Here is a 22,025-nt window from a genome sequence, read left to right as displayed (position 1 = left end):
CGGTTCTCCTTAATCAATAATCTTTTTAAACCCGGCGTAAAGCTGATCAAAAACCCGGTTAAATTCTTCGGCATCGGCGAGGGTGTTTTGGTCCCCCAAACTAACCCGCACGGCCGAGGTGGCAACGTTATCCGGCACCTTCATAGCGGCCAAAGTAGAGGCCTCCGAGTGCTTCTTTGATGAGCATGCGCTGGTGGTTGAAATGTAAATGTCGTGTTCTTCAAAGGCGTGGACGATCGTTTCGCCCCGCACCCCGACGATGGCAAAGGTCAACACGTGAGGGGCAAAGCCGGCGCCTAAGCCGGAGAAGACTTCCACGTGGTCAAACTGGCTGATGTGATCGTAAATGGCCTTGCGGACCGCCTGTTCGTTAGCGACATCCGTGGTTTCTTGTTCCTTCATTAAACGAATTGCCCGGGCCATGGCGGCGTTACCCGGGGTGTTTTCGGTTCCCCCGCGCAATCCGCGTTCTTGCCCACCGCCATCGATCAGTGGGGCTAACTTACGGCCGGCCCGCTTGTAAATAAAGCCAGTTCCGCGGGGGGCGTGGAACTTGTGACCAGAGAAGGTGGCAAAGTCGACCCGTTCGGAAAAGACCAGGTCGTCTAAACCCTTACCAATGGCCTGAACGGCGTCGACCATGAAGTGGACGGTCGGGTAGTCCTTTAAGATTGCACCGATTTCTTTAATTGGTTGGATGGTGCCGACCTCATTGTTGACGGCCATGATCGAAACTAAGATCGTATCCTTACGCAGGGCGGCCTTCACGTCTGCGGGGTTCACCCGTCCCTCCTTGTCAACCGGCAGGTAGGTGACTTCAAAGCCCAACTTTTCAAGGCTTTGCATCGCGTTACGAACGGCGGCGTGTTCCACCGATGAGGTGATGATGTGCTTGCCAAACTTTTGCTTTGCAAGCGCCGTTCCCTTAATGACCCAGTTGTCCCCCTCCGAGCCGCCGGAAGTAAACAGGATTTCACCGGGTTGAACGCCAAAGGTATTGGCGATCTGGGTCCGGGTTTGTTCTAGCAGGTTCCAAGCCGTTTCGCCGAGCTTGTGTAAAGAACTGGGATTCCCCCAAATCTTCTCGGAAACCTGTTTGTAGGTCGCAAGGACCTCTGGGCGTGCCTGTGCGGTGGCACTATTATCAAAATAAATCATTGTGTGTTCCCTCTTTTCACACGCGCTGGATACCAACGCAAGATATGCCATTAGTGTGGATAAAGTGATTGCGTGCGTCACCAATGGCCTGTTCGACTCCAAATACCGATCAATTATAACAGATCACTAGGGGCTTGGATAGCAAAAGGGGCGCGACCAGCGTCGCACCCCTTTTGTTATCTATGACTCTTCTTCATCTAATTCATCGTAGTAGTTGTCTTCCAAACGCTTGAAGGAACCCGGTTCTGCCTTCTCGAGGGCCGCCCCGATCGTTTCCAAACTCTGCTCGTATTCGTAGCAGTCGTAGAGTTTTTGCGCCTCGGTAATGGCGGCGTCAATCTCTTGGTTGTCATCGACAAAGCGGAGCCCGTATTGCATTAAGCGGGCGGTCAGTTCCGCCGAGTCACGCACCTTGTTGGTTCGGTCGATTAATTCGCTAACGTCGCCTTGAACCTTTAAGAGTTCCTTAGTGATGGCCTCCATGTCGATCCGTTGCTGGTTCATGTCCTTGGCCAAGTGGCTAATTTCATCGGAGACCAGGAAGAAAAAGTCCAGGTAATCTTGCGGCAGCCCCGGCAAGTTGAGGGTCTCAACGTGGCGCTTGGTTGCCCGGACCGTGGTAACGAAGCGTTGCAAGGCCTTGCGGGCCCGCTGCTCGTCTTCGCTGAGGTAGGCCACCCCATCATTGATTTCCTTTTGCTGGGTTTCGATCGCCGTTAAGACCTTTTCGTCTTCCATGAAGCGTTCTAGGACTTGACTGGCGACGGCCGCTTGGGCGTTAACGGCTACCTGATCCTTTTCGTATTCCTTTTGGATCTGCTTAAGTTGTTCTTCTAGCTCGCGGGTGTGGGCAACCTCGTCGTGATTAAGGGTGTAGCTTTCGGACAGTCGGTCTAATTCGGCCATCAACTCCCGGTTTTGCTGGCGAGCGTGATCTAGGTGATCGCCAACCACCCCGACCAATTTTTCAACCTGGGGCCGGGCATCCATTTCGTTCTGCATCACATCGTATAGGTGATCGATTTTTTCTTCCAAACTCTTGTTGGCCACCCGGACCGGGGCTAGCGAAAGGGCGGCAATGTGATCCAGGGCGGTCTGCCGTTGCGCCTCTAAGCCTTCAATTTGGTCATCCAAATTATTGACCGGGAAGCGGTAGTGGTTAGCCACTAGCTTGCGGTAGCCCTCACGCAGCTCGCTAATTTGGTCCGGGAAGGTGGTAAATAGTGGCTTATAAAGTTCTGGAATCTCCTCAGCCAGCTTGGTAAAGTGGGCCTCTTTTTCCTTTAAGTCGGTTAAAATTTCGGCCGCCGCTTCGTGATCACCCTTGGCGGCGATCTCGTTAAAGCGGGTAAACTGCTCTTGCAGATCGGCTAACTGGGAACGCAAGGGCCGAATGGCATCCCCGTACTGGTAGGCGGTGTCATCCAGTTTCTTTTGGAAGTCGCCTAGTTGCTCGCCCATCGTGGCGGTCGCCTTTTTTTGCTCTTCTTCTTTTTGGTCCGCCTTTTGGAGCCGGTCAACGACCCGCTTTTGCTGCCGTTCGGCCTCTTCGACTAACTCCCGAACCTGGTTCAACTGTCCCGTCACGGTGAAGACGTTGAGCCCGTTTAGGTTCTTGCTAACCTCTTCTAATTGTTCGTTAGCGTCGTCAACGGCCGGGGCCACCTTTTTTAAGTAGTCATCTTGCAAGGCGGTGAACACCTTCAACGATTCCCCCATTAAGTCAGCGAGGCTGGCGTCATCCAACCGGCGTGCTAACCGGGCTTCTTCCAGGGCCACCAGCCGGGCCCGTAAGTCTGTAATGACCCGCATCGCCCGTCGTTGGCACACGTAAAAAATGATGACAACGATCACGGCAATCGCAATGATCCCAATTAACACTTGTAACATCCGAATCCCACCTATACTTTTAAGTCTTAATTAACTTTTGATTATAACATAATCTTACCCTACTTATCCCCAGACAAGCAATTGAACTCCCGGATTTCTAACCGTTTTCCTTCAAAGAATTGCTTGACCCGGTCGATTTAAGCGTTGTATGATAGTGGACGTGTAAAATAATGCAGCAATGAAGAGGCAAGCTCGTCAACAGACCAATGCCAAGTTGGTGTTTCTAGTAACCCAGCTGCGAGGGTGAACGATCCAATTGGCCTGCACGAATGTCAGCTTCACCATCGGATTATTTTACTCCAATACAAATTATTTGGAGGAATTCAATTATGTCACGTTACACTGGCCCAAGCTGGCGTCTTTCCCGGCGCCTGGGCGTTTCACTTTCTGGTACTGGTAAGGAACTTGCTCGTCGTCCGTACGCTCCTGGTGACCACGGGAACGACCGTCGCGGTAAGCTTTCCGAATACGGGACCCAACTTCGCGAAAAGCAAAAGCTTCGTTTCATGTACGGGATGACCGAACGGCAATTCTCTAACCTGTTCGTTCGCGCCGGCAAGATCAAGGAAGGTACTCACGGTACTAACTTCATGGTTCTGCTTGAACGTCGTCTGGACAACATGGTTTACCGTCTTGGTTTAGCTACCACGCGTCGTCAAGCACGCCAACTGGTTAACCACGGTCACATCACTGTTGACGGCAAGCGCGTTGACATTCCTTCCTACGAAGTTAAGGTTGGTCAAGTCATCGCCGTTCGTGAAAAGTCCAAGAACCTGGACGTTATCAAGGGTGCTGTTGAAGCCGTTGTTGCTCGCCCGGCTTACGTTGAATTCGACGCTGACAAGCTCGAAGGTAAGCTGACCCGTCTTCCGCAACGTGAAGACATGAACGCCGACATCGACGAAGCCCTGATCGTTGAATTCTACAACAAGTAATCTCGGTTACTTGTTAAAAAAGCCGACTCCGTTACGGGGCCGGCTTTTTGTTTTGGTAAAACATTAGGAGCGTCCTTCTTCGGTACTTATTCCTGTGATTCGACATCGATATTTTCCGCAACGTTCTTTGGTTGCTCGTTAACATCTTGTGGCATGTTGAAACCTCCTACTCGCATTTAACGGCTTGGGAGCCTGTCTCGGGTTTTATTTAACGTCCACAACTGCACGGAAACGGACATAAAAAAACGGCTACCATCTGGTAACCGTTTATAGCCATTCTTTAAACGACTTAAAGATTCTAAAAGCTTTCTGCATCATTGAGTTCTCGGCCAGGTATTCCAAGCCTTCGATAGTGATTCTTGCGTCCTGGAAAAGGGAGTGTAAAATATTTTGTGTAAATTGATACCTTGAGGGTATTGAAAAAGGGAAAGCCTTCCCCGTATGATTGAAATCGCTAAAAACCAATCAGAATACGGAGGCTTTCCCCATGAACCAGTTTAACAAAGATATTATCGCAGCGCTATCTTCAGACAAAGATATTACCCTGAATGAAGTCTTACGTCGTCAAATTGAAGTGGCCGCTAATCAGTTCCTTCAAAATGAACTGACTGCGGTGCTAGGCTACGAACCACATACTCGGATCGACCGATCAAAAGACGACGTGAACTACCGGAACGGGACGTACACCCGCACGATCGACACTGAGTACGGTGAAATTAATCTGACGATCCCACGGGACCGGTTAAACAAGTTTCAAAACGCCCTCTTCCCTCCTTACGTGCGTCGGACTGATGGACTGGAGGAAATGGTCATCAAGATGTACTCCAAGGGCGTCACAACTCGTGAAATCGCTGATATGGTTGAGAGAATGTACGGCCACTACTACTCACCAACCACGGTTTCAAACATCACTAAGCGGACGGAACACCTGGTTGAAGAGTTCCACGAGCGCAAATTCAAGTACTCACAGTACGTCTGTGTGTTCCTCGATGCTACTTACATTCCGTTACGCCGTGGTACCGTTGAACGAGAAGCCGTTAACGTAGCGATCGGAATTCGAAGTGACGGCGGTAAGGAAGTTCTTGACTACAGTATCGCACCGACCGAGAACGGAGCCGCTTGGTCTGAACTACTCCAGGGATTACGCGCACGGGGGATTAAAGATATTCAGTTGTTCATCGCCGACGGTTTAGTTGGACTTCAATCTGCGATTGAGGCTAACTACCCGCAGGCGAAGTTTCAACGGTGCTGGGTCCACGCAGAGCGCAACCTTTTAGGGTACGTTCGCAAAAACGATCGCAGGGAGATTATCACCGACTTTAAGGCTATTCGGCAAGCAGAGAACCTACAAGCCGCCCAAGAACGATTGGCGGCTTTCAGTGCTAAGTGGGAGTCCAGTTATAAGCGTCGAATCAAGAATCTAGTCCAAATGGAGGAGCTATTCACGTTCTTCAGTTTTCCAACTGCGATCCGTCAGACCATCTACTCGACGAACCTAATTGAGTCGTTCAATAAGAGCCTGAAGAAGATGGTCCGACGTAAAGAGCAGTTCCCAAACGAAGGAGCCCTCGATCGCTTTATCATGACGCAAGTGATGGAGTACAACGATAAATTTGAGAATCGAGCACATCGGGGATTCAAGGACTGTCACGACACGCTTGATTCGATGTTTTAGAATCGCCAATTCATGCGGGCGAAGTTTCCTTTTTTACACAACATTCTTGACACTCTCTCCTGGAACGAATACAAGACTCCCTCCTTCGTGTGGGTGAAGGTAACTCCTTCAATGTAGTTGTGATCGCTCAACATTCGCAATGTCTCAACGTACTGGGCTTTGGAAATCAGCAGCGTTCGCTCATTAATCACACCTGGATCAGGTTGTTCACCATGTTCATAACAGTACTTGAGGTAACTTAGAATTTTATAGGCTACCGTGAAGAAATCGTTACTTCCCATTGTTTGACCTCTCTTGGCGACGTTTCTCGATCTCCCTAAACCTTTTGTGGGCGGCTTTTTTATAAGCTTCCCGTCTTTTTAGTTCTTCAGGAGTTAATTTTGACTTTGGGACATCCTTCAACCACTCTCGTAACTGTTCAGTAGTTGGTCGATCCAAAGCTCTCAATCGTCGCATCTCTTCATCATTCAACTTCTTCCACATCGATTATGTTTTTACCATTCTCATCTTGGTAGTATTTTACAACTTTGAATCGAGTCCCACGAGGGAAAAGAATTTCACCTTCATCACTTTGAATACTAGAAACATATCGTTCACTATGGCTCTTTCCAATGATGATCCTAAAAGTATCATCTTTATCGAATACCTTTTCCCGATTCCCCCTAGCCAAAGTCAATCTCAGACGTGATAATAGAAGCAATAACTAAACCTAAGGAGGATTTTCATGACCGTCCGTCGCAACCTTATTCGTGTCTCAATCGCCCTGGTTTTCGGGCTCCTGTCGGCCGTCGGGGTGAACATGTTCTTGGTTCACGCCAATTCCTATTCCAGTGGCTTAACCGGGGCTTCCCAGTTGGTCCAAGCCCTCTTAAAGTTGGCGGGGATCAACGTCTCCCTCTCGCTTCTGGTGGCGATCTTTAACATCCCGCTCTTCATCTTTGCCTGGCGGGTGTTTGGGACCCACTACATCACCTTTTCGGGGCTCGCGGTCCTGTTTAACATCATCTTCTTGCAGATCATCCCCTCCTACCAACTGGTTACCGATCCCCTAACCAACACGATTGTCGGTGGGATCTTGATTGGGGCCGGAGTCGGCCTGTGCTTCAACCGCGGCTTTACCACCGGGGGGATTGACATCGTCACCACTTACTTGCAAAAGAAGTTCCACCGTAACGTTGGTTCGATTGCCAACATCATCAACGGGGTCATCCTCTTGATCACCGCCCTGGTCTTTGGCCCCAGCCGGATCGTCTACTCCCTGATTGGGATGTTGATTACCAACTACACGATGGACCACTTCTTCTCCTCGCAGCTAGACGTCATCGTTTCGATCTACACGAAGAACCCGCAAGCCATCGCCGACCAGCTCAAAGACTTTACCCACGGGGCAACGATGATTAAGGGGACCGGGGTTTACACCAACCAACCAACCACCGTCGTTCAAATCGTGACCCCACGCGGGCAGTTCCGCCACATCCGCCAACTCGCCCTCACCGCCGATCCGTCCTCCTTTATCGTGGTGGCGCGCGTCGACGTCGAGGTCGGCAACTACCGCCACTTCACATTCTAAGTTTACGCCCGTTTTCCTTGTAGAACGGGCCTTTTTTGTGCTCTTTTTCACACCATTTGTGAAGGCGATTGCATGGCCAATCGCCGCTAATTATATAGCGGGGCGTTGCGTTGATTTAACTAACTTTCCCTGGTCGGCAACTTTTTTCTGTCAACCGCTTGACATAGAACCGAACCAGTCGTAAATTTAGTAACCGTAAGTGAATAATTTCACCAACGAGAAGGAGAATAAGATTATGGAATCAAATGCTGCTAGTGCGACTAGCAAGCCGGTACAAGGCCGGACCATTTCAATGTCCGCCTCCCTGGCTTACTTCGCCCTTTCAATCGTCGTTAACTCGATGGGGAACGTCTTAACCTTGGTCACCAGTTCCCACATCCACCCGCAATTTTTAGGATCCGCCTACTGGACCGCCGCCGAAAATAACCTCGGTTACGCCGTCCTAGGTAAAGGAAATTCGATGGCGCTCTTTTGGGCCTTCATGATCCTGGGGATGCTGACTTCCGTTCTAAACGCCATCTTAATGCACAAGTGGGACTGGCACCGGATTTTCGGGAACTTCTTGTTCATGCTGCCGTTCTCAATTTTCATCCAGTGGTTCTCCAACATCTTCAACCGGATCATGCCCGACGCCCACTCCCTGCTGATGATCATCCTCTACGTCTTGATCAATTTCTTAGGGGTGACCTTCATCGGGGTGGCGATCTCGATCTACCAGCGGGTCAACCTGGTCTTGCACCCGGCCGATGACCTGTTCCAGATCCTGCGCTTCCGCTACTTCAAGGGCAACGCCACCTTGGCTATGTGGGCTTCATACATTCCGCCAACGATCATGGCTTTGGCCGCCATCCCAGCAATGGGCCTGGCCAACTTCGGGTTGGGGACGATCTTTGCCCTCCTCTTCCAAGGTGGGATCACGGGCTTGGCCGATAAGTTGATCTTCCCGAAGTTAAAGCACCAAGCCTTGGACCTTGGGAACTAGTTGTTTGTTGTTTGATTTTGAAAGCGAGGAATTATCATGGCATTTAACAAGAGCTTAGCGGGTTACTTTGACGATCTTCAACACGTTGGCATCCCAACCGACGACCTCGACAAGACGGTCGCCTTCTGGGAAAAGTTGGGTTTCAAGATGACCGGGAACTTTGACACTGACGATAAGGGCAACCAAGTGGTCTTCATGTCCTACGCCCACTTGACCCTTGAAATCTGGACTGGTGACGGCGCCGTTAAGAAGACCGGGGCGATCAACCACCTGTCTTTAAACACCTCCGACGCCGACGCCGCTTACAAGGCCGCCAAGGCCACTGGCTTCACGATGAAGGAAACAGAAGTCCAACACCTCGACTTCTGGGATCACGGGATCAAGTTCTTCAACATTGAAGGCCCCAACGCCGAAACGATTGAATTCTGCCAAATCGTTAAGGGCTAATCATACCTCCTATATTCTTAATTCAGGCTCGCTTCGGCGGGTCTTTTTTCGTGGTGTGCTACAATGGGAACACGAAAAGGAGGACTGGCATGGATAACCAAGAAAAAAGCAGCTTAGAACAGCGCCTGCAAAACGGGGTTTACGGCACGCCCAAGATTAACCCCGATGAGCAACGGCGCTACTTAGGTACCTTTCGGGAACGGGTTTGTTTAACCATCAGCAACGCCCAGATTAAGGAGCGCTCCTGGACAACCGCCGTCGAAACCGAACTAAAAAAGGGGGTGGTCACCCAGGTCTTCATCAACGGTAACCTCCCCGATCAATTGACCCACCCCTACGTCCAAGTAATTGCCCAGGCCGGCGGCAACTTCACCTTAAAAACCGACCCCCAGTTTAAGACCGACCCGGACCGCTTGGCTTTAGTGATGGCCGCTGATGACGCCGTCTACCAGTCACCAATTGACGTGGCCAAGCGCTACCCGGTTCCAGCCGCCGCTCAAGACCAGCCGGCGCCCCAATTATCCTGGTGGCAACGCCTCTTTAAAAAGGGGGGGCAGGAATGATGGAACCCCTTGCCTTTCGCATGCGGCCCCGCACCTTGGACGAAGTGGTCGGCCAGCAACACTTAATTGGCCCTGGCAAGATCATCTGGCGGATGGTTGAGGCCCGGATGCTCTCTTCGATGATCCTATATGGGCCGCCGGGCACCGGGAAGACCAGCATCGCCAGCGCCATTGCCGGTTCGACTAAGTACGCCTTTCGGACCTTAAACGCCGCCACCGATAGCAAAAAGGACCTGCAAGTGGTGGCCGAAGAGGCCAAGATGTCCGGTACCGTTATCTTATTGCTCGACGAAATCCACCGCCTCGATAAGGCTAAGCAAGACTTCCTCTTACCCCACTTGGAGAGCGGCCGGATCGTCTTAATCGGGGCAACGACCGAAAACCCCTACATTGCCATTAACCCGGCCATCCGGAGCCGGGCCCAGATCTTTGAAGTAAAACCCCTGACCGCAGCTGAGGTTGGCCTGGCCATCGACCGAGCGCTAAAGGACCCGCAACGGGGACTGGGAAAATTACCCCTCGTCCTTGATGACGACGCCCGCACCCAGTTAATCACCGCCACCAACGGTGATTTGCGCAGCGCCTTGAATGGGTTAGAGCTCGCGGCCCGCTCCACCGCACCGGCGAGCGATGGTCAAATTTACCTCACCCTTTCCGTGATCGAAGAATCGGTGCAAAAGCGGTCGCTGGTCGCCGACAAGGACGGCGACGGCCACTACGACGTCATTTCGGCCTTTCAAAAGTCGATCCGCGGCTCCGATACCGACGCCGCCCTCCACTACCTCGCCCAGTTAATTGCGGCCGGAGACCTGGTTAGCATCGCCCGGCGGCTAGTGGTGATCGCTTACGAAGACATCGGGCTGGCCAACCCGCCGGCCGTCGAACGGGCGGTCACGGCGGTCCAAGCTGCGGAGCGGATCGGCTTCCCCGAGGCGCGGATTCCGTTAGCCAACGCGGTCATTGAACTCTGCCTCTCCCCCAAGTCCAATTCGGCCATTGCCGCCATTGACGCGGCGCTTGCCCGCGTCAACCAGGGCAATAGCGGCGCCGTGCCTGATCACCTAAAGGATGCCCACTACCAAGGGGCCCAAAAGCTGGGGCGCGGGGTCACCTACCGCTACCCGCACGACTACCCCGAGGACTGGGTCGCCCAGCAGTACCTCCCCGACCGGATTAAAAACGATCAGTACTACCAGCCCAAGCAAAACGGGACTTTCGAACGCGCCTTTGCCAAGCAATACCGCCAACTTTTGGCGGCCCAGCGCGGTCAGCAACCTCCCCAGCGCTAATTTGAAGATTGGCCAAGCATGTGCTAATATACTTATAGAAGCTCTGTTGTGTACGCCTTGTCTATCTAGCAGGTTTGCCTTACAGTCTTATTACTTTGGGACGAGTGCTTCGTTTAGTTTACGACATGCCTTTTCTCTTGGTAGCCGAATGCTAAACTGCCATGTCCCACCTGTCTTACACACAGGTCAACACTGTCGGACAATTAACGGCACGAACGGAGCTTGATACATACCTTTTAACCAGGCTAGCCGGCCTGGCTTTTTTATTAGGAGGAATTACCATGCTGATCCAACTGCTCACCGCCTGTTTCAACCTAATCCTGCTAATTGAGGGGGGCTACCTACTAACCCACCGCCACCGCCCGCTCTTTAACCTCCACTTAAAGGGGGCGGTCCCAATGCCCGGCCTCTACCTCTTTTGGGGGGTAGCGTTAATCATAGTGGCCGTAATCATTGAAATCTTGGCCCTGACCTGCTCGGTGGTGATTACCTTGAGCGCAATTGCCGTCGCTTGTTTGCTTGAATTAGCAATGACTTTAACGGTGGTCCGGACCTTAATCCCCTAGCTTTTGTAGACTTACTTTGCGTAAACCCTTTCAAAGGTGTAGAATAGGGATAGATAATAAACAAGGGGGTAGCCGATTATGACTCAACAATACCAACACATCCTGGTGCCCGTCGATGGTTCCAAGGAAGCCGAACTAGCCTTTAAGAAGGCCGTTGCCGTTGCACTACGGAACGGTGCAGATACCGAATTGCAGCTCCTGCACGTCGTTGACACCCGTGCCTTCCAAAACGTTTCTAGTTTCGACTCGTCAATGGTAGAACAAGTAACTAAGACCGCCAAGCAAACCTTGGATCAATACGTTGACTACGCCAAGAAGCAAGGTTTGACCAACGTGTCTTACACGATTGAATACGGTGCCCCGAAGACCCTAATCTCCCGGGAAGTGCCAGAAAAGATGCACGCTGACCTGATCATGATTGGGGCTACTGGTTTAAACGCCGTAGAAAGGATCTTAATCGGTTCAGTTACCGAATACGTTACCCGGATGGCCATCTGTGACGTCCTCGTAGTCCGGACCGACCTCGACAACCAACCGACTTCCTTTAAAAAGCACTAGTAACTAATAACAACGCCCCCGCCTACCAGATTGGTAAGCGGGGGCGTTGTTTTGGTTATTCAACTAATTGACTCAATTCTTGTGAGAGCGTCTCTTGTGCGGTGTCGTCTTCCATGATCTTGTAGATTGAAAGGGCGACGGTTAAGCTTTCCTGGGCCACGTCGCCCTGGCCTAACTTAGCTTGCGCCTGGCCACGGGTCATGTAAAGACCACCCAATAAGAAGAGTGTTTGCTCTTCCCGGCAGATCTTAATTCCCCGTCCAGCCATTGAAATTGCCCGCCGGTACCGGCCTAAACGATAGTACAGGCCGGAAATCTCGTGGTACAAGATGATCCATTGCCGCTTACCACCGTTAAGCTGCTTGTCATCGATCAGGTGGATTGCCCGCCCGACAAACTGGAGCGCCTTTTCGGTGTCACCGCGCTTCTCGTATGCCAAGGCCATCCCAATCGTGGTCATGGCCAAGTAGATGTTGGCACTGGTGGTGGAGAATTGCGTCAAAATCAGCTCAAAGTTAAAGATGGCATCATCCACTTGGTCACTCGCCACTTGGAGCATCCCCAAGAGGTAGTAGTAGTGTTGCTTGTCAAAATCATTTTGTAGCTTCTTGACCTTCACCCGGTTCAGCTTCTTGCGGGCTCCTTCAAAGTCATGGTTGACTAACATCAAACTGATTTGATCAAAGAAGACCGTCATTGAAACGTCATCGTTTTCGATGATCCGGTCCACCGGAATGTCCAAGCGGGCACACAAAGACGTTAAAATATTCATCTTTGGAATCCGGTTTTGCTTTTCCATTAAGGAAATGGTCGCTTGGGTACAAATTCCCTCGGCCAACGCCGTTTGGGACAATCCCCGCTTACGGCGTACCTGTTTTAAAACTTCTCCCTTTAATCGCATTATAATCACTTCTTTTCTGTATCGTATGGTTGTTTGATTGCTCAACTCTTTTCTGATTGAACTAACTAGATAATAACTTTTTTATTTAGTTTTATCATATCATAAATTCGGCTATTACGTTACTGACTTACTTTATACCATCATAGGGCGCAAAAACCATCTTTTATTGAATAAAAGCATAATCTTATCAATAATGATTTGTGATAAGTTCACATTATTTATATATATCATCCAATAATTGAGCTGAAAACCAAATGTACTCTTTGGATTTTACTTGAAATCATTTATAACTGCAAGGTGAAATCACAGGATTGATGGCTTTTATAAAGTTAGCTTAGTAACTCGCTTAACTTAATTTATCATCAGATTTTCGAAAAGTCAAAAAAAGAAGCAGTACAGGACCACTTCTTGGGCAAAACTAGTTATAACGCTTTTCGCCGACCTTTTCGACCCCCAGGGCCTTGAAGTCGTACCGGAGCTGGCCTTCGTGTTCAAATTCTTCAATCCCGAGTTGAATCAGACGATCAATCAATTCGGAGTAACTAATCCCCGAAATATTCCACATTTGTGGATACAAGGAGATATTGGTGAAGCCTGGCAGCGTGTTTGGTTCGCCCAGGTACGGGACGCCGTCTTCGTCTACCAAGAAGTCGATCCGGGCCATCCCCTTCATCCCTAATGCTTCGTAGGCCTTCAGGGCCATGTCGGTGATTTCCTTGGCTAAGTCGTCGTCAACGATTACCGGCAGGTCAAAGACCACCCCGGAAGCGTCGACAAACTTGTTTTCGTAGTCGTAGAATTCGTCACCCTCTGGTACCCGAATCCCCCCTAACTTAGAGGCAATCGGATTTTCGTTCCCCAGAATCGAGATTTCGATTTCCCGCGGGTTCTTAATCCCAGCTTCAACCAGAACCTTGTAGTCGTAAGTGAAGGCATCCTTCATGGCCGTCTCGTATTCCTCTTCGGTATCAACCTTGTGAATCCCAACGGAAGACCCTTGCTTGGCCGGCTTAACGAAGACCAGGTCCCCTAGCTCTTCTTTGATCCGCGACCAGGAGTATTGATCCTTGTTTTGCGGGGTGACCAACAGGTACTTCGTGTTCCGAATCCCGGCTTGGTTCAGGATCCGCTTGGTGAGGTCCTTATCAAAGGACATAGCCGAAGACGCGATCCCTGAGCCAATGTACGGCTTCTTGAGGAGACGGAACAGGCCTTGGACGGTCCCGTCTTCACCCAGGTTACCGTGAATCACCGGGTAGAAGAAGTCGATTTCTTTAACCGTGCTTAAGGCGGCAATCGGGGCTAATGGGGCATCGAGATCCATCTTTTGGTAGGCCTCTTGAACCACTTGATCTTCTGGTTCGCCATCAAAAATCCGCTGGGAGGCTTCGTTGTCGAGCAAGATGCCATCCTTAGTGAACATGAAGATTGACACATCGTACTTGTCCTTGTCCATTCCATCGTAAATATTGTGGGCGGACCGCTTGGAAACATCGTGTTCTGATGAGTTTCCACCGAACAGGAGGGCAACGTGTAATTTCTTTTCTGTCATGATGTGCTCCTATCTATTATTTAATTTTCGTACGCTTCCTAGAAGCTCAAGTATAACATAAATCAGTTTTCATTGCTCGTCTTGATTTGACTGATTTGTAATTTGGCGGGCAATAATCTCCGGCAGGTCAGCGCTCATCAACAGGGCCTGCATTAACCGGCGGTAGTTAAAGACCTGGTGCCAGCCCTGTTCGCTTTGGGGCCGTTCTTGTTGCAGGTCTCGTTGCCAGTCACGTAAAAAGACCATGAAGTAGCGGCGGTAGACGGGGTGTTGATTCATCATTTCAATTAAAAAATCGGCACCCTCATCAGCTTCGCCCATGATCAGTGGGGCCTTAAGTTGGCGGTAGGCCACTAAATAGGTCGCCATTAAGAAGACCTTTTCGCCGCGCACCAGTTCCCTGCGCCGGCATAGTTCTCCCACCAAGACGGTGTACTCACCAAAGAGCTGGATCCAGCCTAACCGGTTAACGTACCCCCGGTTATCATGCTCCCATAACATGCCTAGCGCCACCCGGTCAATTAAATCACTCAGGTCTGCTTTGGTCACGAAGAAATAGCCAGCCCGGTCGGCATATAGCAGCGAGGCAAGGCCAGTCACCGCGCTCACCCGGCGCACAGCGCCCTTATTGATTGGCTCCTCGATGTGGTCAAACAGGATCTCCCACTTTTTTAGCGTGTTCATTGCGTGCCGAAGTTGATCCTTGGTCAACAGGTCATTGGCTAAGGCCCCGTTAAAGAGTAAGGTCGCCTCACCAAAACGAACGGCTGGGTCCTCGTTAGCTAACTGCGTCAAGAGCAACTCCAGTTGGGTGTCGCTAAGTTCGGTTAGCTGGTCATTTTTGAGGTTGCTCACCAGTTGCTCTAAAATCGCCTGTCCCGTTTCCGTAATGGCCGGGAGACTAACTGTCGTCCGCCGGTGCCTTTGTAAGCCCCGTTGAAATGATGCCAAACGGGGCGCCAGGTCCTTAAAGGTCTTCCCTTCTTTTGCTTGGCGGTGGAGCGCTTTGATCATTTCTAACTTCGGTGCCAGGTCTGTTTCTTTCATCGACTTGCTCCCCCTTTAAAAAGTGGGTGGAAATAACCTCCGTTGCAGGTAGCATGTAAGAGCGGGCGAACGGTTGGTGCGAACCACACCGTTCTTCGTCCTGCTTAGACTCTGGGCCTGCGGTTATTTGCCACATTTGATGTCTAATACTCGCGAATACAGCAAGAGGCCGGGGAAAACGGAGTTTTTTCCCGGCCTCCATGTGCGTTAGTTACATTCAATTCTTAAAATCCAGTCGGTAGCCCCGCGCTCAGCCCAACCAACGGCCCGGGGATTGCGGGCCACCACCGTTCCGTTCACTGGTAAGGTTAGATCGGTGTAGCGCCACTTAGCCATCACCACGATCAACGGCTGGTTGGACACCACTTTAGCGCCCACCTCCGGCAAATCCCAGTACTCAACGGGCCCGAGGATTCGCTGGGCTTCTGTCGTTAGTGACAGGACCACCACCCTCCCTTGGTACTCTTGGTGCCAAGGATTCGCTAATTCACGCATCTGATCACTCCCTAGTGGAAGTTTTGGTTATTACTGAACATGTAAGACCGGTGGTGATACCGCATCGACATAATCATCCCGATCCCAATCAGGTTCCCCACTAACGAAGATCCCCCCGCGGAGATGAACGGCAGCGGGATCCCGGTCAGTGGCAAGAGCCCGATGTTCATCCCAATGTTTTCAAAGACGTGGAAGAGGATCATCATGATGACCCCGGTTGAAATGTAGGCGTAAAATTCATTTTTGGTGTCAAAGGTAACCCGAATCATCAGGTAAATCAACAGTAAGTAGAGTAGAATCAACAAGATCCCCCCGACAAAGCCGAAGTTTTCCCCGATCACCGAAAAGATCATATCCGATTCACGAACTGGAACGTAGACCTTCGAGTTATTGAACCCGGTCCCAGTTACACCACCGGAACCGACGGCCTTGATACTTTGCCACAGTTGGTAACCCTGGTTACTCGTATCTTGGTCTGGGTGCAGCCAAGTATCCACCCGGCTGAACTGGTAGGATTGAAAACCGACCTTTTCTAAGATTGCCCGGCCGGCCGTCGAGGTCACCATCGCCAGGGCACTCCCCCCGACCACGGCCAAGATTGAAAAGGCCGGGACTAGGATCCGCCAGGTCACCCCGGAAACCAGAATCATCCCCACGAAAATGGCAAAGAACACTAGCGAGGTCCCAAAGTCATTTTGAAACTTGAGGGAAATGAAAATTGGCAGGAGCCACATAAACATTTTACCAATTAACTGCCAGTCGGAATCGACCTTGTGGACCGGGTACTGGCTGTTATGGGTGGTAATTACCCGCCCCATCATCAAGATGTAGGCCGGCTTCATAATTTCGGAAGGCTGAAAGGTAAAGGGGCCCACGGCAAACCAGCTTTTGGCCCCGGTACTAACGTAGTACGACCGACTATAAAAGATCAAAATTGCAAACATCAAGAAGATCCCCGCCCAGTAAGCAATCGGCGCCAGCTTCCACAGCTGTTCCGAATCAAACTGCATGATCACGATGACCATTACGGTCCCGACGAGGTACCAGGCTAACTGGGTCACCACCTGCCTGACAACGCCACTCCCAGAGCTATCGTGGGAAGCAGCCACGTAAATCGACGCCAGCCCAATTAGGGCCAATAGAAGGACACAGAAAATGATCCCCCAGTCAATCCGGGATTCAACCTCCGTGTTGTCCGTCTTCGCACGTTGCATTCATCAATTCTCCTTTGTCACCATCCCGTTATTTCCCGGGAAATTAGGGAATGGTTAGTGTTGGTGGAGGTGGTATTGTTGCAAGATCGTTTCTAGGCCCTCCTCTTGGGAGCGCACCCGAAATGACGTCTCGTCCTTTAACATTACCGCCTTAAACCGTCCATCATCAGGAACGACTTCCCCAATCAGCCGCTTGCCAATAAAGACCTGCTGTATGGCTTGGTTATTCCGTTCGCTATCTTGGACGCTTACTTCAATTGCTTTTTCTCTTTTTGACATGTTTCACCTTTACTTTGGTTGGTTTCTCTTCAGAGTAAAATGGTCGGGAAGCGGATCGTATCCCCCGCGTGCAAAAGGCTGGCACCGTAAAATGCGGGCCAGCCCCATTAAAATCCCCCGGCTGTGATACCGGTCAATCGCTTGAAGCATGTACTCCGAACAAGTTGGTTCAAAGCGACACACCCGGTACGGTCGGCGAGCCGAGAAAAACCGCTGGTAGGCGATCACCAGAGCTTTTACTAGCCTGGTCATTTACTTGCGCTTACGCTTCCGTTTGCCGTTGTTAGCCGGGTTGGCTTGCATCCGTTCCAGCAATTCCCCGGCCCCCTTGGCAACGTTATCTAATGGGTCTTGGGAAACGACTACGGGTACCTTCAACTTCTCGGAGAAGAGCTGGTCAATCCCGTGTAAGAGGGCCGTCCCCCCGGTTAACATAACACCGCGGTCGATAATATCGCTGGCCAGTTCCGGCGGCACCGTTTCAAGAACGGCGATGGCAGCGTGCACGATTTGGTCCAGGGTATCATGCAGGGCTTCTTCAATTTCGTTTTCGTTAATCTGAATTTGCCGTGGCATCCCGGTCGCAACGTCGCGGCCCCGTACGTCCATCGTTTTCGGTTCGACTACTTTCAAGGCCGTCCCTAACTTGATCTTGATTTGTTCTGCCGAGTGTTCCCCAATCACCAAGCCGTGCTTAGCCTTGATGTATTCGGTAATATCGGTGTTCATCTTATCCCCGGCCATCCGAACCGACTGGGAAGAAACGATGTCACCTAAGGAAAGGATGGCAATATCGCTCGTTCCACCACCCATGTCAATTACCATGTTTCCACTTGGCTTAAAGATATCCAGGCCTGCTCCGATGGCAGCCACCTTGGGCTCGTATTCGAGGTAGACCTTACCGCCACCGGACTGTTCAGCCGCTTGAATAATAGCCTTGCGTTCAATCTCGGTGATGTTAGTTGGTGCGCAAATCATGATGTTGGGCTTGGACATGAACCCCTTCACGCTTAGCTTACCGATAAAGTAGGAAAGCATTTCCTGGGTAATATCGAAGTCAGAGATCACCCCATCCTTGAGGGGCCGCACCGCCCGGATGTTACTTGGGGTCCGCCCCACCATCCGGTATGCTTCCGAACCAACCGCCAGGATCTTACCGTTGTTGGTATCAACGGCCACCACTGATGGTTCATTTAAAACAACGCCCTTACCCTGGACGTAAATTAGAACATTGGCTGTTCCGAGATCAATTCCGATGTCTTTAGCCATGTTTTTCTCCTTCCGGTTTTAAAACTATCGTTCGTTATTATACCACAAACTACCCCGAGAATCGGCGAAGTCCCTTAGAGGGGGGCACTAATTTCAACTTGAATTCCCTGCTTAGCCACGGCGGCTAAGTAAGGAGCGATTACCCGGGCTACTTGGTCGGTCACCTCAACTTCGATGCTAGCCGCCCCGCGCAGGCTCGCTAATAGCCACATTAAGGCGGCCGGTAAAGCCAACGGGGTCACTGGCCCCTTAATCGAATCGGTTGGTTGCCCCGAGAGCTTCAGGCACCCCGCTTCCACTTGGGGGGTCACCCCCAGCCGTTCCAAAACGGTCAGGGCTGGGCTTAAGTCATCCAAGTTGGTTCCGGCTAAGGACCGCCGCCCGTTCATGAAAGTAACCAGGCCGAGCATTAGGATCTGATCAATTAAAGAGGGCGCCAAGAAGTCATCCATCGACAACGCGGTTGGCAACGGGTAGTGGGTCCCGATGATCCGGACCCCGGTTGCTTGTTTGACAATCGTATTCCCGGCTTGCTCCAGGTGGTTTAATAACGAGGTCATAAAGGTCGGCGAGGCCCCATCCACTAAGAGGTCGCCGGCCGTTAACGCCGCTAAGGTTAGCCAACGGGCTGCCGTCTGCTGGTTACGAGGAATCAAAACGTCTCCTCCGTGCAAGAGGGTGACCCCTTGGATCCGGACAATTCGCTCCCCAGCCCTGTGAACCCGGGCCCCCATTCGGTTCAGCAAGTCCGCCAGGGCGACTACCGCCGGTGAATGGGGAGCATTTTTGATCACGGTAATGTCGCTAGCCACAATTGCCGTCAACATCAGGGTGATCATCACCTGTGGATCAGGCTCTTGCAAGGTAATCGTGGTTCCCCGCAGGTTGGTGGCCTTAACGATTATCTGGTCCGTTTGGCCTTCTACCGTTGCTCCCAAAATCTTCAGGGCATCAATTAGGCGGGGATTGAAATCGGGGGTGAGGATCACCTTACCCTGCCGAAGCATCAGGGGACCGGCGAACTCCGCTAGTGAATTATCCAACGGTTGATCCGTTAAACTATGGGTGGCATCAATCTTCAGACTGGTACCTGCGGTTTCCACCTGCGCACCAATCTGCTTTAAAAAGCGGGTCCCTAACGTTACCCGCTCGTTTGCTAAGGGGACCTGGTCTAAGATAACCTTCCCCCGTGACGACAGTAGGGCCGCCGCTTGACCGGCGACCACCGCTTCTGGATCGCCCGCCAGGGTTACCGTCCCGCTTAGTCGCCCCCCATTTTCAACTCTGATCCGCACCATCAATCCCCCTTACAGTGACCCCAAAATAGTTGATAGGGTCGTGAAAAAATTAGTAAAGAAACTCGCGCACGCGTACCCGATCGCAATCGCCACTAAAACGATCAGCAGGGGTAAGCCCGCCGGTGGTTGGCGAAAGAAGCGCTCGACTTCGATGCTTTTAATCGCTCGAAAGGCAATCAAAATAAAGCCAATTTGGACAATTAGCGTAATAAAAGTTTTTAACTCCGCCATTCAATCACCTCATACAATGGCTATCATACCATAGCTCACCACCGGAACCGAAACCAAAAAATAAGCTTAACTAAATTTTTAGCGGTCATAAAAGGTGGGGAAACTAAAAAGACCGGGAAGAAATTTTACTTTCTCCCGGTCTTTTTAATTGTTGCTGTTAGACAGATAACGCGGTAACCAACTAATGAGCGCTTGTGTAAGCAGTCATAAAAGTTGGTTCCCACTCCCCGATAGACTACTTCCCGCTAAGGTGCAGCCGGTTAATGTCCCGCCGCAAGTGAACTTCCGCTCGATCGAGGGCGTCAGCATCCTTAGCTTCCCGTGCCTTTTTAATTAATGCTTCGGAGCGTTCCTTAGCACTTTGGGCCCGGGCAACGTCAATGTCTTCAGGTAATTCGGCACTTGAGGCCGCAATCGTTGCTACGTTACCGTGGAACTCGATAAAGCCCCCGTTAACGGCAACCCGTTCGTCTTCCTTGTCGCTATCTTGGTGCTTAATCAACAGCGCGTCGATGGCTAACGAGGCGATTAACGGTTGGTGGTTGGCCATCAGACCGAGCTGGCCGCCCGTCGTGGTCATTACCAACATGGTTGCGTTCCCGTCGTAGACGATTCCGTCAGGAGTGGAGATGGTGACTTGAAAAGTATTCTCAGCCATTTAAGACCCCCCTAACCTTCAGCTGCCGTATCCGCCTGCATCTTCTTTGCCTTGGCAACAGCTTCGTCAATCCCGCCGACCAAACGGAAGGCTTCTTCCGGCAGGTCGTCGTATTCCCCATCGAGGATGGCCTTGAAGTCCTTCACCGTTTCTTCCAGCGGCACGTAAGCCCCCGGTTGACCAGTAAATTGTTCGGCAACGGCGAAACTCTGGGATAAGAAGTTTTGAATCCGCCGGGCACGGGCCACGATGGTCTTTTCTTCATCGGAGAGTTCGTCCATCCCTAAGATCGAGATGATGTCTTGTAATTCACGGTAGCGCTGGAGAACGTGTTGAACCCCAGTTGCCACTTCGTAGTGTTCTTGCCCTACCACTTCTGGCGTTAAGGCCGTCGAAGTTGAAGCCAGTGGGTCCACCGCCGGGTAGATCCCAATCTGGGTCAGGCGCCGTTCCAAGTTGGTCGTGGCGTCCAAGTGGGCGAAGGTCGTAGCCGGCGCCGGGTCGGTGTAGTCATCGGCCGGAACGTAAACGGCTTGGATTGAGGTAATGGAACCCTTCTTCGTTGACGTAATCCGTTCCTGGAGTTGACCCATTTCAGTGGCCAGGGTTGGTTGATAACCAACGGCGGAAGGAATCCGACCTAAGAGGGCGGAAACTTCTGAACCGGCCTGGGTGAAGCGGAAGATGTTGTCGATAAAGAGCAACACGTCTTGACCCTTAACATCCCGGAAGTATTCGGCAATCGTCAACCCGGTCAGGGCCACCCGCATCCGGGCACCCGGTGGTTCGTTCATCTGACCATAAACCATGGCCGTCTTTTCCAAAACCCCGGAAGCCTTCATTTCGTAGTACATGTCGTTCCCTTCACGGGTTCGTTCACCAACCCCCGTGAAGACGGAAATCCCGTTGTGCCCTTGGGCGATGTTATGGATTAATTCCTGAATCAAAACGGTCTTCCCAACCCCGGCACCACCGAAGAGACCAATCTTACCACCACGAACGTATGGGGCGAGGAGGTCAATCACCTTAATCCCCGTTTCCAACACTTCCGTCGTGTTACTCAAGTCTTCATACTTTGGTGCATCGCGGTGGATTGGCATCCGCTGTGCGTCCGGACCAAATTCCGGTCCGTTATCAACGGGTTCCCCTAAGACGTTAAAGACCCGACCGAGGGTGTCGTCACCCACTGGTACACTGATGGAGGCGTCGGTGTTTTCGACAGCCATCCCCCGCTTCAAACCGTCCGTCCCGTCCATGGCAATCGTCCGGACCACGCCGTCACCCAGTTCAAGGGCAACTTCGACCGTCAACGTCTTGTCATCGGCTTCTTGGATCTTTAAAGCAGTGTTGATTTCAGGTAACTTCTCGTCCAAGGGAAACTCAATATCAACAACTGGTCCAATTACTTGAACAACTTTACCAGTAGTACTCATGTGTTTCCTCCTGTA

Annotated in this window: 25 protein-coding genes and 1 other RNA gene; 10 read left to right on the top strand and 16 right to left on the bottom strand. The window is 51.4% G+C overall.

All coding sequences use genetic code 11. The features are described 5' to 3' along the window. Window positions 1-9 precede the first annotated feature (9 nt). Window positions 10-1,158, bottom strand: a complete 1,149-nt coding sequence (locus FG166_RS02840) for a cysteine desulfurase family protein (protein WP_035430955.1) — start codon at window positions 1,156-1,158, stop codon at window positions 10-12. 180 nt (window positions 1,159-1,338) lie between these two features. Next, window positions 1,339-3,048, bottom strand: a complete 1,710-nt coding sequence (ezrA, locus tag FG166_RS02835) for a septation ring formation regulator EzrA (RefSeq protein ID WP_003682774.1) — start codon at window positions 3,046-3,048, stop codon at window positions 1,339-1,341. 329 nt (window positions 3,049-3,377) lie between these two features. Between ezrA and rpsD the strand changes: the two genes are divergently transcribed. Beyond that, window positions 3,378-3,983, top strand: coding sequence for a 30S ribosomal protein S4 (rpsD, locus tag FG166_RS02830; protein ID WP_003682773.1), 606 nt, complete (start codon window positions 3,378-3,380; stop codon window positions 3,981-3,983). Window positions 3,984-4,250: 267 nt separating this feature from the next. On the opposite strand, the gene FG166_RS09740 is transcribed toward rpsD, so the two are convergent. Next, window positions 4,251-4,448, bottom strand: a complete 198-nt coding sequence (locus FG166_RS09740) for a YjcQ family protein (RefSeq protein WP_421648118.1) — start codon at window positions 4,446-4,448, stop codon at window positions 4,251-4,253. A gap of 22 nt (window positions 4,449-4,470) precedes the next feature. Between FG166_RS09740 and FG166_RS02820 the strand changes: the two genes are divergently transcribed. Beyond that, window positions 4,471-5,658 (top strand): IS256 family transposase, encoded by a 1,188-nt coding sequence (locus FG166_RS02820; protein WP_137876814.1) that lies wholly within the window; start codon window positions 4,471-4,473, stop codon window positions 5,656-5,658. Here FG166_RS02820 and FG166_RS02815 read toward each other — a convergent pair. After that, window positions 5,655-5,939, bottom strand: coding sequence for a YjcQ family protein (locus FG166_RS02815; RefSeq protein ID WP_137876815.1), 285 nt, complete (start codon window positions 5,937-5,939; stop codon window positions 5,655-5,657). The genes FG166_RS02820 and FG166_RS02815 overlap by 4 nt on opposite strands. A gap of 443 nt (window positions 5,940-6,382) precedes the next feature. Here FG166_RS02815 and FG166_RS02810 point away from each other — a divergent pair, with 443 nt between their 5' ends. From FG166_RS02810 to FG166_RS02780, 8 genes are all read left to right on the top strand, one after another. After that, on the top strand, window positions 6,383-7,228 hold the full coding sequence (locus FG166_RS02810; protein ID WP_003682770.1) for a YitT family protein: 846 nt from the start codon (window positions 6,383-6,385) through the stop codon (window positions 7,226-7,228). 235 nt (window positions 7,229-7,463) lie between these two features. Next, window positions 7,464-8,210, top strand: a complete 747-nt coding sequence (locus FG166_RS02805) for a DUF6198 family protein (RefSeq protein ID WP_012390930.1) — start codon at window positions 7,464-7,466, stop codon at window positions 8,208-8,210. Between the two features lie 36 nt (window positions 8,211-8,246). After that, window positions 8,247-8,657, top strand: a complete 411-nt coding sequence (locus FG166_RS02800; protein ID WP_003682768.1) for a VOC family protein — start codon at window positions 8,247-8,249, stop codon at window positions 8,655-8,657. A gap of 89 nt (window positions 8,658-8,746) precedes the next feature. Then, the gene (locus FG166_RS02795) at window positions 8,747-9,220 is read left to right on the top strand and encodes a YueI family protein (protein WP_003682767.1); all 474 of its coding nucleotides are present in this window, start codon (window positions 8,747-8,749) and stop codon (window positions 9,218-9,220) included. After that, window positions 9,217-10,509: a replication-associated recombination protein A gene (locus FG166_RS02790; RefSeq protein ID WP_003682766.1), complete on the top strand. Its 1,293-nt coding sequence runs from the start codon at window positions 9,217-9,219 to the stop codon at window positions 10,507-10,509. Before FG166_RS02795 ends, FG166_RS02790 begins: the two co-directional genes overlap by 4 nt. 37 nt (window positions 10,510-10,546) lie before the next feature. Beyond that, window positions 10,547-10,735, top strand: a non-coding RNA gene (gene ssrS, locus FG166_RS09735) — 6S RNA. A 55-nt stretch (window positions 10,736-10,790) separates the two neighbouring features. After that, complete coding sequence (locus FG166_RS02785; RefSeq protein WP_015638695.1) at window positions 10,791-11,075, top strand: hypothetical protein; 285 nt, start codon at window positions 10,791-10,793, stop codon at window positions 11,073-11,075. Window positions 11,076-11,153: 78 nt separating this feature from the next. Further along, window positions 11,154-11,633, top strand: a complete 480-nt coding sequence (locus tag FG166_RS02780) for a universal stress protein (RefSeq protein WP_003682763.1) — start codon at window positions 11,154-11,156, stop codon at window positions 11,631-11,633. Between the two features lie 55 nt (window positions 11,634-11,688). Here FG166_RS02780 and FG166_RS02775 read toward each other — a convergent pair whose 3' ends face one another. From FG166_RS02775 to atpD, 12 genes are all read right to left on the bottom strand, one after another. Beyond that, a complete protein-coding gene (locus FG166_RS02775; RefSeq protein ID WP_003682760.1) occupies window positions 11,689-12,534 on the bottom strand; it encodes a helix-turn-helix domain-containing protein in 846 nt (281 codons plus the stop codon). Window positions 12,535-12,952: 418 nt separating this feature from the next. Then, a complete protein-coding gene (locus FG166_RS02770; protein ID WP_003682759.1) occupies window positions 12,953-14,086 on the bottom strand; it encodes a D-alanine--D-alanine ligase family protein in 1,134 nt (377 codons plus the stop codon). 69 nt (window positions 14,087-14,155) lie between these two features. Continuing rightward, complete coding sequence (locus FG166_RS02765; RefSeq protein ID WP_003682758.1) at window positions 14,156-15,133, bottom strand: DUF2785 domain-containing protein; 978 nt, start codon at window positions 15,131-15,133, stop codon at window positions 14,156-14,158. Between the two features lie 207 nt (window positions 15,134-15,340). Next, window positions 15,341-15,628 (bottom strand): biotin/lipoyl attachment domain-containing protein, encoded by a 288-nt coding sequence (locus FG166_RS02760; protein WP_003682757.1) that lies wholly within the window; start codon window positions 15,626-15,628, stop codon window positions 15,341-15,343. An 11-nt stretch (window positions 15,629-15,639) separates the two neighbouring features. After that, window positions 15,640-16,842, bottom strand: coding sequence for an FtsW/RodA/SpoVE family cell cycle protein (locus FG166_RS02755; protein WP_003682756.1), 1,203 nt, complete (start codon window positions 16,840-16,842; stop codon window positions 15,640-15,642). A gap of 54 nt (window positions 16,843-16,896) precedes the next feature. Beyond that, window positions 16,897-17,121 (bottom strand): DUF2969 domain-containing protein, encoded by a 225-nt coding sequence (locus FG166_RS02750; RefSeq protein WP_003682755.1) that lies wholly within the window; start codon window positions 17,119-17,121, stop codon window positions 16,897-16,899. Between the two features lie 9 nt (window positions 17,122-17,130). Beyond that, window positions 17,131-17,373 carry a membrane protein insertion efficiency factor YidD gene (gene yidD / locus FG166_RS02745; protein ID WP_003682754.1) on the bottom strand — a complete coding sequence of 81 codons (243 nt, stop codon included), beginning with the start codon at window positions 17,371-17,373 and terminating at the stop codon, window positions 17,131-17,133. Further along, a complete protein-coding gene (mreB, locus tag FG166_RS02740; RefSeq protein WP_003682753.1) occupies window positions 17,374-18,390 on the bottom strand; it encodes a rod shape-determining protein in 1,017 nt (338 codons plus the stop codon). A gap of 74 nt (window positions 18,391-18,464) precedes the next feature. Further along, a complete protein-coding gene (locus FG166_RS02735; protein ID WP_003682751.1) occupies window positions 18,465-19,688 on the bottom strand; it encodes a hypothetical protein in 1,224 nt (407 codons plus the stop codon). A 9-nt stretch (window positions 19,689-19,697) separates the two neighbouring features. After that, complete coding sequence (locus tag FG166_RS02730) at window positions 19,698-19,919, bottom strand: DUF1146 family protein (protein ID WP_003682748.1); 222 nt, start codon at window positions 19,917-19,919, stop codon at window positions 19,698-19,700. Window positions 19,920-20,154: 235 nt separating this feature from the next. After that, window positions 20,155-20,577, bottom strand: coding sequence for a F0F1 ATP synthase subunit epsilon (locus FG166_RS02725; protein WP_003682747.1), 423 nt, complete (start codon window positions 20,575-20,577; stop codon window positions 20,155-20,157). Window positions 20,578-20,588: 11 nt separating this feature from the next. Next, a complete protein-coding gene (gene atpD / locus FG166_RS02720) occupies window positions 20,589-22,010 on the bottom strand; it encodes a F0F1 ATP synthase subunit beta (RefSeq protein ID WP_003682746.1) in 1,422 nt (473 codons plus the stop codon). Window positions 22,011-22,025: the final 15 nt, after the last annotated feature.

The sequence above is a fragment of the Limosilactobacillus fermentum genome (assembly GCF_013394085.1).
In the GTDB taxonomy this organism is placed as follows: Bacteria; Bacillota; Bacilli; order Lactobacillales; family Lactobacillaceae; genus Limosilactobacillus; species Limosilactobacillus fermentum.
Note: the sequence above shows the minus strand (reverse complement) of the source record. Positions and strands in the feature narration are given on the sequence as shown.

What these genes read in the sequence shown, in the direction of transcription:
- FG166_RS02810 (WP_003682770.1), top strand. Translation starts at nt 6,383, where the DNA reads ATGACCGTCCGTCGCAACCTTATTCGTGTCTCAATCGCCCTGGTTTTC.
- FG166_RS02725 (WP_003682747.1), bottom strand. Translation starts at nt 20,577, where the DNA reads ATGGCTGAGAATACTTTTCAAGTCACCATCTCCACTCCTGACGGAATC.
- FG166_RS02800 (WP_003682768.1), top strand. Translation starts at nt 8,247, where the DNA reads ATGGCATTTAACAAGAGCTTAGCGGGTTACTTTGACGATCTTCAACAC.
- mreB (WP_003682753.1), bottom strand. Translation starts at nt 18,390, where the DNA reads ATGGCTAAAGACATCGGAATTGATCTCGGAACAGCCAATGTTCTAATT.
- yidD (WP_003682754.1), bottom strand. Translation starts at nt 17,373, where the DNA reads ATGACCAGGCTAGTAAAAGCTCTGGTGATCGCCTACCAGCGGTTTTTC.
- FG166_RS02815 (WP_137876815.1), bottom strand. Translation starts at nt 5,939, where the DNA reads ATGGGAAGTAACGATTTCTTCACGGTAGCCTATAAAATTCTAAGTTAC.
- rpsD (WP_003682773.1), top strand. Translation starts at nt 3,378, where the DNA reads ATGTCACGTTACACTGGCCCAAGCTGGCGTCTTTCCCGGCGCCTGGGC.
- ezrA (WP_003682774.1), bottom strand. Translation starts at nt 3,048, where the DNA reads ATGTTACAAGTGTTAATTGGGATCATTGCGATTGCCGTGATCGTTGTC.
- FG166_RS02755 (WP_003682756.1), bottom strand. Translation starts at nt 16,842, where the DNA reads ATGCAACGTGCGAAGACGGACAACACGGAGGTTGAATCCCGGATTGAC.
- FG166_RS02785 (WP_015638695.1), top strand. Translation starts at nt 10,791, where the DNA reads ATGCTGATCCAACTGCTCACCGCCTGTTTCAACCTAATCCTGCTAATT.
- FG166_RS02795 (WP_003682767.1), top strand. Translation starts at nt 8,747, where the DNA reads ATGGATAACCAAGAAAAAAGCAGCTTAGAACAGCGCCTGCAAAACGGG.
- FG166_RS02790 (WP_003682766.1), top strand. Translation starts at nt 9,217, where the DNA reads ATGATGGAACCCCTTGCCTTTCGCATGCGGCCCCGCACCTTGGACGAA.
- FG166_RS02765 (WP_003682758.1), bottom strand. Translation starts at nt 15,133, where the DNA reads ATGAAAGAAACAGACCTGGCACCGAAGTTAGAAATGATCAAAGCGCTC.
- FG166_RS02820 (WP_137876814.1), top strand. Translation starts at nt 4,471, where the DNA reads ATGAACCAGTTTAACAAAGATATTATCGCAGCGCTATCTTCAGACAAA.
- FG166_RS02840 (WP_035430955.1), bottom strand. Translation starts at nt 1,158, where the DNA reads ATGATTTATTTTGATAATAGTGCCACCGCACAGGCACGCCCAGAGGTC.
- atpD (WP_003682746.1), bottom strand. Translation starts at nt 22,010, where the DNA reads ATGAGTACTACTGGTAAAGTTGTTCAAGTAATTGGACCAGTTGTTGAT.
- FG166_RS02805 (WP_012390930.1), top strand. Translation starts at nt 7,464, where the DNA reads ATGGAATCAAATGCTGCTAGTGCGACTAGCAAGCCGGTACAAGGCCGG.
- FG166_RS02770 (WP_003682759.1), bottom strand. Translation starts at nt 14,086, where the DNA reads ATGACAGAAAAGAAATTACACGTTGCCCTCCTGTTCGGTGGAAACTCA.
- FG166_RS02775 (WP_003682760.1), bottom strand. Translation starts at nt 12,534, where the DNA reads ATGCGATTAAAGGGAGAAGTTTTAAAACAGGTACGCCGTAAGCGGGGA.
- FG166_RS02730 (WP_003682748.1), bottom strand. Translation starts at nt 19,919, where the DNA reads ATGGCGGAGTTAAAAACTTTTATTACGCTAATTGTCCAAATTGGCTTT.
- FG166_RS02780 (WP_003682763.1), top strand. Translation starts at nt 11,154, where the DNA reads ATGACTCAACAATACCAACACATCCTGGTGCCCGTCGATGGTTCCAAG.
- FG166_RS02750 (WP_003682755.1), bottom strand. Translation starts at nt 17,121, where the DNA reads ATGTCAAAAAGAGAAAAAGCAATTGAAGTAAGCGTCCAAGATAGCGAA.
- FG166_RS02760 (WP_003682757.1), bottom strand. Translation starts at nt 15,628, where the DNA reads ATGCGTGAATTAGCGAATCCTTGGCACCAAGAGTACCAAGGGAGGGTG.
- FG166_RS02735 (WP_003682751.1), bottom strand. Translation starts at nt 19,688, where the DNA reads ATGGTGCGGATCAGAGTTGAAAATGGGGGGCGACTAAGCGGGACGGTA.